11 protein-coding genes are annotated in these 12,346 nt (G+C 70.8%); all 11 read right to left on the bottom strand.

The genetic code is table 11. The annotated features are described in order from the left end of the window. Window positions 1–15: 15 nt before the first annotated feature. Entirely contained in the window at window positions 16–1,665 is a 1,650-nt protein-coding gene (locus DEJ32_RS05490; protein ID WP_110900631.1) for a phospho-sugar mutase, read from the bottom strand. A 62-nt stretch (window positions 1,666–1,727) separates the two neighbouring features. Continuing rightward, on the bottom strand, window positions 1,728–2,558 hold the full coding sequence (locus DEJ32_RS05485; RefSeq protein ID WP_110900563.1) for a purine-nucleoside phosphorylase: 831 nt from the start codon (window positions 2,556–2,558) through the stop codon (window positions 1,728–1,730). A 24-nt stretch (window positions 2,559–2,582) separates the two neighbouring features. Further along, window positions 2,583–2,855 carry a PTS sugar transporter subunit IIB gene (locus tag DEJ32_RS05480; protein WP_110824547.1) on the bottom strand — a complete coding sequence of 91 codons (273 nt, stop codon included), beginning with the start codon at window positions 2,853–2,855 and terminating at the stop codon, window positions 2,583–2,585. Next, complete coding sequence (locus DEJ32_RS05475; protein ID WP_110900562.1) at window positions 2,852–3,301, bottom strand: PTS sugar transporter subunit IIA; 450 nt, start codon at window positions 3,299–3,301, stop codon at window positions 2,852–2,854. Before DEJ32_RS05475 ends, DEJ32_RS05480 begins: the two co-directional genes overlap by 4 nt. Before the next feature lie 4 nt (window positions 3,302–3,305). Continuing rightward, a complete protein-coding gene (locus DEJ32_RS05470; protein ID WP_110900561.1) occupies window positions 3,306–4,418 on the bottom strand; it encodes an adenosine deaminase in 1,113 nt (370 codons plus the stop codon). Window positions 4,419–4,572: 154 nt separating this feature from the next. Continuing rightward, the gene (locus tag DEJ32_RS05465) at window positions 4,573–5,859 is read right to left on the bottom strand and encodes a thymidine phosphorylase (RefSeq protein ID WP_110889964.1); all 1,287 of its coding nucleotides are present in this window, start codon (window positions 5,857–5,859) and stop codon (window positions 4,573–4,575) included. 2 nt (window positions 5,860–5,861) lie between these two features. Next, window positions 5,862–6,296, bottom strand: coding sequence for a cytidine deaminase (locus tag DEJ32_RS05460; RefSeq protein ID WP_258365952.1), 435 nt, complete (start codon window positions 6,294–6,296; stop codon window positions 5,862–5,864). A 127-nt stretch (window positions 6,297–6,423) separates the two neighbouring features. After that, a complete protein-coding gene (locus DEJ32_RS05455) occupies window positions 6,424–7,713 on the bottom strand; it encodes an ABC transporter permease (RefSeq protein ID WP_110824552.1) in 1,290 nt (429 codons plus the stop codon). Next, window positions 7,710–9,110 (bottom strand): ABC transporter permease, encoded by a 1,401-nt coding sequence (locus tag DEJ32_RS05450; RefSeq protein WP_375342311.1) that lies wholly within the window; start codon window positions 9,108–9,110, stop codon window positions 7,710–7,712. The genes DEJ32_RS05455 and DEJ32_RS05450 overlap by 4 nt, the downstream gene beginning before the upstream one ends. After that, window positions 9,107–10,627, bottom strand: coding sequence for an ABC transporter ATP-binding protein (locus DEJ32_RS05445; RefSeq protein ID WP_110824553.1), 1,521 nt, complete (start codon window positions 10,625–10,627; stop codon window positions 9,107–9,109). The genes DEJ32_RS05450 and DEJ32_RS05445 overlap by 4 nt, the downstream gene beginning before the upstream one ends. A 93-nt stretch (window positions 10,628–10,720) precedes the next feature. Beyond that, a complete protein-coding gene (locus DEJ32_RS05440; RefSeq protein WP_110900559.1) occupies window positions 10,721–11,794 on the bottom strand; it encodes a BMP family protein in 1,074 nt (357 codons plus the stop codon). Window positions 11,795–12,346 lie beyond the last annotated feature (552 nt).

The following is a 12,346-nucleotide window of genomic DNA, read 5'->3' as shown; positions in this document are numbered from 1 at the left end:
GCGGCGCGGCGCGCGCTACGACACGAGGGGGCGGACCGCCGCCGCCAGGCGGTCGGTCATGGCGCCGGCCTCGGCCGACGTGGCCGCGACGGTGTCGATGTAGACCTTCACCTTGGGCTCCGTGCCGCTCGGGCGGACGATGACCCGCGCCCCGCCCTCCAGGTCGAAGCGCAGGATGTCGGACGGCGGGAAGCCCTCGACGCCGTCCAGGAAGTCGGTCACCGAGGTGATCGTGATGCCGCCGAGTTCCGTCGGCGTGGACGATCGCAGGGAGGCCATGATCTCCCCGATGCGCGACAGGTCGTCGACGCGGGTCGAGACCTGCCCGGAGGAGAACGCCCCGAACCGCTCGGCGAACGCGTCGAGCTGGTCGGCGATGGTCCTCCCGTCGGCAGCGAGTTCGGTCGCGAGCGACAGCAGTTCGAGTGCGGCGGAGATGCCGTCCTTGTCGCGCACGACCTGCGGGTCGACGAGGTACCCCAGCGCTTCCTCGTAACCGAACAGCAGGTCGGGGACGCGGGAGACCCACTTGAACCCGGTGAGGGTGTCGCGGTACCCGAGGCCGTGCTGTTCGGCGACGCGGGACAGCGCCGGCGAGCTGACGATCGATGCGGCGAGGACCCCGGTCGAGCCGGCGGCGGCAGCACGGGCCGCGGCACGCCAGCCGAGGAGCCAGCCGACCTCGTTGCCGGAGAGTCGACGGTAGGAGCCGGCACCGTCGGGGATCGCGAGCGCCAGGCGGTCGGCGTCCGGGTCGTTGGCGATGACGAGGTCCGCTCCGAGTTCGACACCGCGCGCGATCGACAGGTCCATCGCGCCCGGCTCCTCCGGGTTCGGGAAGGACACCGTCGGGAACGCCCCGTCCGGCTCGATCTGCTCGGGCACCACCGCGGGCTCACGGAAGCCGGCACGCGTGAACACGGCCCGGGCCGTCTCCCACCCGACGCCGTGCATGGCCGTGTAGACGACGGAGGGCTGCGCCTCGACCGCGAGGAGCGGGGCCGGCACGGTCGCGGCCGTGGCGTCGACGTACGCCTGCACGAGGGTCTGGTCCGCGACGGTGTAGTCCGTCGCCCGGTCGAGCGACCGGATGTCCCCCGCTGCGACGACGTCGATCGCGGCGGCGATCTCGGCGTCGACCGGCGGCACGATCTGCGAGCCCGCGTCCGCACCGCCGAGGTACACCTTGTAGCCGTTGTCCCGCGGCGGGTTGTGGCTGGCCGTGACCATGACACCTGCCCCGACGTCGAGGTGCCGGACGGCGAACGCGACGAGCGGCGTCGGCAGCGCGCTCGGGAGCAGCGTGACGTCGAGCCCGAGGCCGCGCATGACCTCGGCGGAGTCCCGAGCGAAGACGTCCGAGTTGACGCGACCGTCGTACCCGATCACGACGCTGCGGTCACGACCGGAGTCGATGAGGAAGCGGGCGAGACCGGCGGCCGCCTGCGTGACGACGACTCGGTTCATCCGCAGCGGACCGGCACCGAGTTCGGCGCGGAGACCGGCGGTCCCGAACTGCAGCCGACCGGCGAACCGTGCTGTCAGTTCGTCCGTGTCCGCCGCGTCGACGAGCTCCTGCAGTTCCGCGCGGGTCTCCTGGTCGGGGTCCTGTTCGATCCACGCCCGGGCGGCGGCCAGCACGTCGGGCGCACCGCCGTCGACCACATCGCCGCCGTCGACGAGGTCGCCGTCCGCGAGGGCGCCGTCGCTCGGGCCGTCGTAGGGGGTCACAGTGCGGCCACCACGCGGGCGAGCAGGTCCGCGATCACGGGCTCGGCCTGCTTGCCCGCCTCGAGCACCTCGGTGTGCGACAGCGGGGTCTTCTGGATGCCCGCGGCGAGGTTCGTGATGAGCGAGAAGCCGAGGACCTCCATGCCGGCCTGCCGGGCGGCGATGGCCTCGAGCGCGGTCGACATGCCCACGATGTGGCCGCCGATCGCCTTGGCCATCTGGACCTCGGCCGGGGTCTCGTAGTGCGGCCCGCGGAACTGCGTGTAGACGCCCTCGTCGAGAGAGGGGTCGATCGACTTCGCCACCGCGCGGAGACGGGCCGAGTACAGGTCCGTCAGGTCGATGAACGTCGCGCCCTCGAGCGGGCTGTCGGCGGTGAGGTTGATGTGGTCGCTGATGAGGACCGGCGTGCCGGGCGTCCAGGTCTCCTTGATGCCACCGGCGCCGTTGGTGAGCACCATGACCGAGGCACCCGTCGCGGCAGCGGTGCGGACACTGTGCACGACCCGACGGACGCCGTGGCCCTCGTAGTAGTGCGTGCGGGCGCCGATGACGAGCGCGTGCCGGCCGTCGGCGAGCCGGATGGAGCGGACGGTGCCGGAGTGTCCGGGCACGGCCGAGGCGCTGAAGCCGGGGACGTCCGCCGCGGGGATCTCGGACACGGTCTCTCCGAGGAGGTCGGCGGCCTTCCCCCAGCCGGAGCCGAGCGTCAGGGCGACGTCGTGCCGCTCGATGCCGGACCGGGACGCGATGACGGCTGCGGCGTCGCGGGCCACGTCGAAGGGGTCCACGGCGGGGTCGTTCAGGGGGTTGTCGGTGCTGACCATGCGCCGATCGTACCGGCCCGACCCCTATCCGAGTGCCCTGTCCACAGCCGCCGTGATCTCGCTCTGGTCGAAGTGGTTCCGGATCACGATGACCTCGGCGTACGTCGTCCCGATGGTCTCGACGAACTCCTGGCTCGTCAGGATGACGTTGGCGTCGTCGGCGACCTGCCGCACGGAGGCGACGTCCGCCGCGACCACCTCGGCCGTGAGTCCGAGCGAGGCGAGCGCCTTCTCCGCGTTGACCTTGAGGATGGCGCTCGCGCCGATGCCGGCACCGCAGATGGTCACGATCTTCATGCCGTCGTCACTCCCATGATGGCCCGGACCTCGTCGGCCGTGGCGGCGGCAGCGAGCCGCCCGGTGACCGAGGGGTCGTTGAACAGGTTGGCGATCGCGCCGATCGACTCGAGGTGTGTGCCGACCTCCGCGACGGCGAGCCCGAGCACGACCGACACCGGGTCGTTGTGCGGGTGCCCGAACACCACCGGCGACGCCAGCGTGACGACCGCCAGGCCGTCCCGCAGGACGCTCGACCCCGGCCGGGCGTGCGCGAACGCGAGCCCCGGCGAGATGACGATGTACGGCCCGTGCTCCTCGACCATGGCGGTCATGGCGTCGGTGTACGCCTCGGTGGTCGCTCCCGATGCGACGAGGGCGCCGCCGACCGCCCGCAGCGCGTCCCGCCACGAGGACGCGGACGCCCCGAGCACGACGGCCGGGTCCGGCAGTGGCGGCAGCCCCATCGGATCAGGCCTCCGCGTACCCGGCGGTGATCGCGGCGATGATCTCCTCGCGGTCCTCGAGCGGCAGGAACGACCCGAGCGCCGCGTTGATCTGGAACGCGGCGAGGTCGTCGAGGTCGTAGCCGAACGTGCCGGCGAGCAGCGCCAGCTCCTTCGACAGCGAGGTGTTGCTCATCAGGCGGTTGTCGGTGTTCACCGTGACGCGGAAGCCGAGCTGGTACAGGACGTCGATCGGGTGGTCGGCCAGGTCGTCGCCCCACGCGGCGACCGCACCGGTCTGCAGGTTCGACGACGGGGAGACCTCGAGCGGGATCTCGCGGTCCCGCACCCAGGATGCGACCTCGCCGAGCGTGGCGAGCATGGACCCGTCACCGCCGTCGGTCAGGGTGACGTCCTCGAACACGCGCACGCCGTGCCCGAGGCGGAGGGCGCGACCGTCGACGAGCGCCGACCGGATGGAGGCGAGGCCGTCGGCCTCGCCAGCGTGCACCGTCACGGGGAAGAGCTCGGAGGCGAGGTACTCGAACGCCGCCCGGTGGTTCGAGGCCGGGAAGCCCGCCTCGGCCCCGGCGATGTCGAAGCCGACGACGCCGCGGTCGCGGTGACGCACGGCGAGTTCGGCGATCTCCATCGACCGGTCGGCGTGCCGCATCGCCGTGACGAGCTGCCCGATGCGGATCGACCCGCCGGCGGCATCGACCGCCTCCTCGATGCCGGCTTGCACGGCCTCCACCGTCTCGTCGAGGGTGAGCCCCCGCTGCAGGTGCTGCTCGGGGGCCCAGCGGATCTCCCCGTAGACGACGCCGTCCGCGACGAGGTCCTCGACGAACTCGCGGGCGACGCGGGTGAGCCCGGCGGCGGTCTGCATGACGGCGGTGGTCACGTCGAAGGTCTTCAGGTACTCGACCAGGGAGCCCGAGTTCGACTGGTCCGCGAACCAGGTGGCGAGTTCGGCCGGGTCCGTGGTCGGGATGTCGACCCCGTCGGTCGCCGCGAGCTCGATGACGGTCGCCGGACGGAGTCCGCCGTCCAGGTGGTCGTGCAGCGAGACCTTCGGCAGGTCGTTGATGACCGCTCCGGCGTCGGGCAGGCGGTAGGTCGTGGCGGCGTCGCTCATGCGTCCAAGGCTACCGGTCGCGGACGCGCCACCGCAGTCGCGGACCCACGGGACCGTGGACGACGGACCACCGCGTCCCCACGGTGGACGAGACGGACGGGAGGCCCGCCACAGCACGTGTGGCGGGCCTCCCGTCCGGCTGCTGGTCGCGTCGCTACTGGATCCGCTCGCGCACGATCGGACCGCGCTCCGGCGCGGAGTCCCCGATGGACCAGGCGCCCTCGAGCGACTCGAGCGCCCGCTCGAACCGCGCGGGCTCGTCGGTGTGCAGCGTCCACAGGGGCTGGCCGGCCGTGACGGTGTCGCCCGGCTTGACGTGCAGCTCGATGCCGGCACCGGCCTGCACCGGGTCCTGGGCGCGGGCACGACCGGCACCGAGGCGCCAGGCCGCGATGCCGAAGGGCAGGGCCTCCTGCGTGGCGAGGACACCGGACTCGGTCGCGGTGACGACGTGCGTCTCCGCGGCGACCGGCAGCGCGGCCGAGGCGTCGCCGCCCTGGGCCTCGATCATCCGGCGCCACGTGTCCATCGCGCGGCCGTCGGCCAGTGCCGCCGCGGGGTCGGCGTCGGGCTGCCCTGCCAGACGCAGCATCTCGGCCGCCAGCGCGACCGTGAGCTCGACGACGTCCGCGGGGCCGCCACCGGCGAGGACCTCGACGGACTCGCGGACCTCGAGGGCGTTGCCGATCGTCAGGCCGAGCGGGACCTCCATGTCGGTGAGGAGCGCCGAGGTGGCGACGCCCGCGTCCTTGCCGAGGTCGACCATCGTCTGTGCGAGGAGCTTCGACTGCTCGAAGTCCTCCATGAAGGCGCCGGAGCCGAACTTCACGTCGAGGACGAGCGCCGCGGTGCCCTCGGCGATCTTCTTCGACATGATGCTCGACGCGATGAGCGGGATGCACTCGACCGTGCCGGTGATGTCCCGCAGGGCGTAGAGCTTCTTGTCGGCCGGGGCCAGGCCCGAGCCGGCGGCGCAGATGACGGCGCCGACCTGGTCGAGGATCTCCGTCATGCGCTCGTTGGAGATCGCGGCCTGCCAGCCGGGGATCGACTCGAGCTTGTCGAGCGTGCCGCCGGTGTGCCCGAGGCCGCGCCCGGACAGCTGCGGCACCGCGACGCCGAACGTGGCGACGAGGGGCGCGAGCGGCAGCGTGATCTTGTCCCCGACGCCGCCGGTGGAGTGCTTGTCGACCGTGGTCTTGCCGAGCGAGCCGAACGACATCCGCTCCCCCGACGCGATCATCGCGAGGGTGAGGTCCTTGATCTCCCGACGCTCCATGCCGTTCAGGAAGACCGCCATCGCGAACGCGGCCATCTGCTCGTCCCCGACGTAGCCGCGGGTGTAGGCGTCGACCAGCCAGTCGATCTCCGGCGTGGAGAGGGCGCCGTGCGAGCGCTTCGTGCGGATGAGGTCGACGGTGTCGAAGGGCTCGACTGCCATGGTCAGTGCTCCTGCTGGTAGGTGACGAGGGTCCGGGGGCCGAAGGCGTCCGGCAGGACCTCGTCGATGGTGCGGATGCCCGAGACGGTCTCGAGGAGCATGCCCTCGGCCGAGTGTTCGAACAGCAGTTGCCGGCAGCGGCCGCACGGCATGAGGGTCGCCCCGTCGCCGTCCACGCAGGTGAACGCGACGAGCTTGCCGCCGCCGGTCATGAAGAGCTGCGACACGAGCGAGCACTCGGCGCAGAGGGTCACACCGTACGAGGCGTTCTCGACGTTGCAGCCGGACACGATCCGGCCGTCGTCGGTGAGTGCCGCGGCACCCACCGGGAAGGACGAGTACGGCACGTAGGCGCGGCCCATCGCGGTGGTGGCGGCCTCGCGGAGCGCGTCCCAGTCGACGTCGCCGTCGACGGCCGCCGCCGTGCTCCCGTCGATCTGTGCGTCCGGGTCGGCCGGGAGGGTCGTGGCCGGGTCCGTCCAGGCCGGCTCGCCGGTCACGGGGTCGGTCCCCACCCCGTCGTGTCCCGCAGCGTTCGTGTCTGTCATGTGCCGTGCCTCCCGGCTAGTTCTTGATGTACGGCTTGCCGGCGGCCGCCGGTCCCCGCGACTGCCCGACCAGACCGGCGACCGCGAAGATCGTGACGACGTAGGGCAGCATGAGCAGGAACTCGCTCGGCACCGGCGAGTTGATCGCGCCGAGGGTGTTCTGCAGGTTCGAGGCGAACCCGAACAGGAGCGCCGCGAGCGTGGCCCGGATCGGGTCCCACCGCCCGAAGATGACGGCGGCCAGGGCGATGTAGCCCGCACCGTCCGTCATGTCCTTCGTGAACGGTCCGACCGCGTCGAGTGTGAAGTACGCACCACCCAGGCCGGCGATCGCACCGGCGATCGAGACGTTCCAGAACCGCGTCCCGGTGACGTTGATGCCGACCGTGTCCGCCGCTTCCGGGTGCTCCCCGACCGCGCGGAGCCGCAGACCCCAGCGCGTCTTGAACAGGGCGAACGTCACGACGGCGACCGCGATGTACGCCAGGTACACGATGACGGTCTGCTCGAACAGCACCGGGCCGATCACCGGGATCTGGTGCAGGACGGGGATCTCGAAGCGCGGGAAGGTGACACCGACGTTCAGGCGCTCCTCGTCCGGCGACAGCACCTGCGAGTACAGGAAGCCGGTGAGCCCGGAGATGAACGCGTTGATGACGACGCCGACGATGACCTGGTCGACGAGGTACTTGATGCTGAACGCCGCGAGGACGAACGACACGAGCACGCCGGCGACGAGGGCGCCGACGAGACCGACCCACGCGGACCCGGTCAGCGACGCGATGAGCGCCGAGGTGAACGCACCGGCGAGGAACTGCCCCTCGATGGCGATGTTGACGACACCGACCCGCTCGGAGATCACGCCGCCGAGCGCACCGAACACGAGCGGGACGCTCAGGCCGATCGCACCGACGAGCAGGCCGGGCAGCGGGACCGTCTTGTCCGCGGCCGCCCACGTGAGGAAGCCGATGACGAACACGACGGCGAACACGCTCGTCAGCCACAGCGGCACCGGACGGTACCGGCCGACCAGGACGAACGAGACGGCCGTGAGGAGCGACAGGACCACGACGACGACGACGCCGGTCGCGAGCGCGGGCAGGCCGACGTCCGGCAGCTGGACGAAGTCGCCGGCGTTGGCGAGCCGGAACGTGGTCGTGCCACCCCGGCCGACGCCGAGGAACAGCACGGCGGCGAGCACCGAGAAGACGACGAAGGCGACGGGCGCCTTCCAGCTCCTCGTGGTCTCGACGGGGCGGTCCGGGACGGGTGACGCCGGGACGGCGGTGGGGCTGAGGGTGCTCACGCGGCGACCGCCTTCCGCTTGGTGCTCTGCTTGGTGCGACGACGGGCGCCGGGCTGCGGGATCCGGAAGATCGCGCGCACGAGCGGCGGGGCCGCGATGAACAGGACGATGAGGGCCTGGATGACGTCGACGATGTCGATCGGGATCCCGTTGGCGGCCTGCATGGCGTAGCCGCCGTTCTTCAGCACGCCGAACAGGATCGCCGCCCAGAAGGTCCCCCAGGGCTTCGAACGCCCGAGGAGCGCGACCGTGATCGCGTCGAACCCGATGCCGGCGTCGATGCCCGACGTGAACCCGGTCGTGACCGCGCCCTCGACCTGGTAGGCGCCGGCGATGCCGATGAGTCCACCGGAGATCACGAGCACCCAGATGGTCAGGCTCGGCACGCTCATACCGGCGACGCGAGCGGCCCGCGGGTTCTCGCCGATGGTCCGGAAGCGGAATCCGAGCGAGGACTTGTTGAGCAGCCACCAGACGACGACGACCGCGATGACCGCGACGACGAAGCCGACGTTGATGCCGAAGCGCGGTCCGAACAGCGCCGGGAGCAGCGCACTGTCCTTGGTCGCCGGGGAGATCGGGTTCGGGCTCCCACCGGCCTGCAGCAGCCCGGGGGTCCGGAGCATGAAGGAGAGCAGGTAGAGGGCGACGTAGTTCAGCATGATCGTCAGGACGACCTCGTTGGCACCGGTCCGGGCCTTGACGACGCCGACGAGCCCGGCCCAGACCGCGCCGCCGACGATGCCGGCGAGGATCGTCAGCGGGATGTGCACCGCTGCCGGCAGGTCGAACGAGAACCCGACCCAGCCAGCTGCCGCGGCGGCTATGAGGACCTGCCCCTGGCCGCCGATGTTGAACAGGCCCGCGCGGAAGGCCACGGCGACGCCGAGGCCGGCGACGACGAGCGGCACCGCGTAGTCGACGGAGCGGGTGATCGGCGTGATCGCGCTCGCGAACGAGGGGGCGCCGAAGTTGACGACGGAACCCTGGAACAGCGACGAGTACGAGCCGCCGACCGCGGTGCCGACGGCGCGCAGCATGTCGGTCGGTCGGGCGAAGAAGTACCCGGCCGCGGCCTGGACGTCCTTGTCGGTCAGCGCGATGAGGACACCGCTCGCGACGAGGGCGAGGACGACCGCGAGCACGGTGGTGAGGACGGAGCCGTTGACGATGCTGCGCATCGCGTCGCTCCAGCGTCCGTCGCCGCCCTCACGGCGTTCGCTGTCGACTGCCGAGTCGGTCATCAGGTGCGGCGGTCCGGCCACTTCCTGCAGGCGGTCGTCGACCGCCGGTGTGGCGTCGGACCCGGCCGGGAGGCCCGTGGTCCCGTCGACGGGGGTCGAGCTGCGGTCCGACGGCGGGGTGGCGCCGCCGTGCTCCGGCGTGGTGTCGCTCACGCGGCGAGCTCCGTTCCTGCGGGCAGTTCGCCCGCCATCATGAGTCCGAGGACGTCGCGGGGAGTGGACGCCGGGACGATGCCGACGATCGTGCCGCGGTACATCACGGCGATCCGGTCGGCGAGCGCGACGACCTCGTCGAGCTCGGTGGAGACGACGATCACCGGGACGCCGCTGTCGCGGGTCTCGACGATGCGCTTGTGCACGAACTCGATCGACCCGACGTCGATGCCGCGCGTGGGCTGTGCGGCGACGAAGAGCCGCAGGGGCCGGCTCAGTTCGCGGGCGAGGACGATCTTCTGCTGGTTGCCGCCGGAGAGCCGACCGGCTGCCGTGGTGCGTCCGGGCGTGCGGATGTCGAACTCGGCGATCTTCTCGTCGGCGAACGTGTCCCGCTCGGCGGCGCGGATGGTGCCGGCACGGACGAACTCGGTGGCGTCGGCACGGTCGAGCATGAGGTTCTCGGCGATCGTGAACTCCCCGACCAGCCCGTCCTCCTTGCGGTCCTCGGGCACGAAGCCGACGCCGGCGTCGAGGATCTGCTTGACGCTGCGGCCGGTGACCTCACGCCCGTCGAGCGTGATGCGGCCGGAGCGGACGGGCTCGAGGCCCATGATCGCCTCGGTGAGCTCGGTCTGCCCGTTGCCCTGCACGCCGGCGATGGCGAGCACCTCGCCACGACGGACCGTGAAGGACACGTCGTCGACGAGCACGATCCCGTCCGCGTCGGTGACCGTCAGGTCCTCGACGACGAGCGCGGCCTCCCCCGGGGCGGCCGGGGCCTTGTCCACGACGAGTTCGACGCTGCGGCCGACCATGAGCGCCGCGAGCTCGCTGTTCGACGCCGTCGGGGACGCCTCGCCGACGACCTTGCCGAGGCGGATGACGGTGATGCGGTCGGCGACCTCGCGGACCTCACGGAGCTTGTGCGTGATGAAGACGATGGCGGTGCCGGCTTCGCGGAGCTGGCGCATGATGCCCATCAGCTCGTCGGTCTCCTGCGGGGTGAGGACGGCCGTCGGCTCGTCGAACACCAGGACCGAGGCGTCACGGGACAGCGCCTTGATGATCTCGACGCGCTGCTGCACACCGACCGGCAGGTCGCCGACCCGTGCATCGGGATCGACGTCGAACCCGAACCGAGCGGAGATCTCCCGCACGCGCTTCCGGGCGCCGGCGAGGTCGAGACGCCCGCCGAACGACGTCTCCTCCTGCCCGAGCATGACGTTCTCGGCCACGGTGAAGACCGGCACGAGCATGAAGTGCTGGTGCACCATGCCGATGCCGGAGCGCATGGCGTCGCCCGGCCCGTCGAAGTGCTGGACGACGTCGTCGAGCAGGATCTCGCCCTCGTCGGCCTGGTACATGCCGTAGAGGACGTTCATGAGGGTCGACTTGCCCGCACCGTTCTCGCCGAGGAGACAGTGCACCTCGCCCGGTTCGACGGTGATCGAGATGTGGTCGTTGGCGACCAGGGTGCCGAACCGCTTCGTGATGCCGCGGAGTTCGAGCTTCATGTCGGTGAGTCTATTTCTGTCTCGGGTGCGCGACGGTCCCCGTGCGCGCGAGAACGCGGGCGGAGGAGAGTTCCCCCGCCCGCGTTCGACGGACTACTTGACGGTGGCCTCGGTCTCGACCTTGATCGAACCGTCGATGATGCCGGCCTTGATCTCGTCGAGCTCACCCTGCAGACCCGAGTCGACCTTGGACTCGTAGTCGTGGAACGGCGCGATGCCGACGCCGTCGTTCTCGAGCGTGCCGACGTACGGGGTCTTCGCGAAGTCGCCCTTGGCGGCCTGCTCGACGACGTCCTTGACGGCGGGCTTCATGCCCTTCTCGATCGAGGTGAAGGCGATGTCCTTGTAGCGGGGGTCGGCCTCGTAGAGATCGCTGTCCGCGCCGATCAGGACGGAGCCGTTGTCGGCGTCCTTGATGGCCTCGGCGGCGCTCTGGTAGATCGGGCCACCGACCGGCAGGATCACGTCGGCGTCCTGGTCGAGCAGCGACTGCGCGACCGACTTCGCCTGGGTGCCGGCCTCGAAGCCACCGGTGAAGGAGCCCTTCTGGCTCGCGACGTCCCAGCCGACGACCTTGACGTCCTTCTTCTTCTGCTCGTTGTAGTACTCGACGCCGTCCGCGAAGCCGTCCATGAAGATGGTGACGGTCGGGATCTGCATGCCACCGAAGGTGCCGACGACGCCGGACTTCGAGTAGGACGCGGCCGCGTAGCCGGCCAGGAAGGCCGCCTGCGAGGTGTCGAAGGTGATCGGCTTGACGTTCTTGGCGTCGATCGAGTTGTCGTCGATGATCGCGAAGTCGGTGTCCGGGTTCGCCGCGGCCTGCTTCTTCGTCGAAGCGGCGAGGTTGAACCCGACCGTGATGACGAGGTTGCAGTTCTGGCTGACGAGCTGCTGGATGTTCGAGTCGTAGACGGTCGCGTCCTTGGACTCGGCCTTCTTGGTCTGGGCGCCGAGGTCGTCAGCGGCCGACATCATGCCCTCGTAGCCGAGCTGGTTGAACGACTTGTCGTCGAACCCACCGGCGTCGGACACCATGCAGGGCAGGAAGTCGGACTTCTTGGACGAGGTGGACTCGGACGGGGCGGACGCACAGCCGGCGAGCACGGCGACGGTGCCGACGAGCGCGAGGCCGCTCATGGCGATGCGACGGGAACGAGATGACACGGGGGGTTCCTCCGGGGAGATCGGGAGTCGGCCCGGAGTCACTGCGCACCGGGCGATCGTGAGGACAGTACACGACCGGCCGGGCGGTGCAGGACCCCTCCGGACGCCCTCCCGCATCGGTTACGTGATCGCGACCGCGCTGTAACGCGCCGGAAACGCTGCGCGCGGGGCGTGGCCCCAGTTCGAGGGGTTTCGTGATGGAGCGCTACAGACGGGCTGCGGCCTGGAGGATCGCGCACGCATGCCGCACACCCGCCGGTCCGCGAAATGGTTCAGGAGCTGTCGTCCGCGTTGCCTGAGAAACACCGCGCTCACGCCGAGGAGGAAGCCGGCGGTGGCGAATGCCAGGGCACGTGCTGCGCGCCGGGGCAGCGAGATCGCGGGTTCATCCGTCGCTGGCTCCCAACTCGTCTCCTTCGCCTGGGCGACACGAGGACACGGCCTAGACTGTGTGGTTCCCGGAGTACGCGTAGACGCTGATCAAGGGGAAACCGCTCCCGACGAGGTACCGCGACTGCGCGCCTTGCGCACCGTCCGAGAGCGTTCAGCCCT

The sequence above is a fragment of the Curtobacterium sp. MCPF17_046 genome (genome assembly GCF_003224295.1).
Lineage (GTDB): Bacteria > Actinomycetota > Actinomycetes > Actinomycetales > Microbacteriaceae > Curtobacterium.
The sequence above is the reverse complement of the archived record's forward strand: the minus strand, read 5'-3'. Positions and strand labels throughout refer to the sequence as shown.

Coding starts and splice junctions, on each gene's coding strand:
- DEJ32_RS05465 (WP_110889964.1), bottom strand. CDS start 5,859: ATGGCAGTCGAGCCCTTCGACACCGTCGACCTCATCCGCACGAAGCGC.
- DEJ32_RS05445 (WP_110824553.1), bottom strand. CDS start 10,627: ATGAAGCTCGAACTCCGCGGCATCACGAAGCGGTTCGGCACCCTGGTC.
- DEJ32_RS05475 (WP_110900562.1), bottom strand. CDS start 3,301: ATGGGGCTGCCGCCACTGCCGGACCCGGCCGTCGTGCTCGGGGCGTCC.
- DEJ32_RS05485 (WP_110900563.1), bottom strand. CDS start 2,558: ATGGTCAGCACCGACAACCCCCTGAACGACCCCGCCGTGGACCCCTTC.
- DEJ32_RS05480 (WP_110824547.1), bottom strand. CDS start 2,855: ATGAAGATCGTGACCATCTGCGGTGCCGGCATCGGCGCGAGCGCCATC.
- DEJ32_RS05470 (WP_110900561.1), bottom strand. CDS start 4,418: ATGAGCGACGCCGCCACGACCTACCGCCTGCCCGACGCCGGAGCGGTC.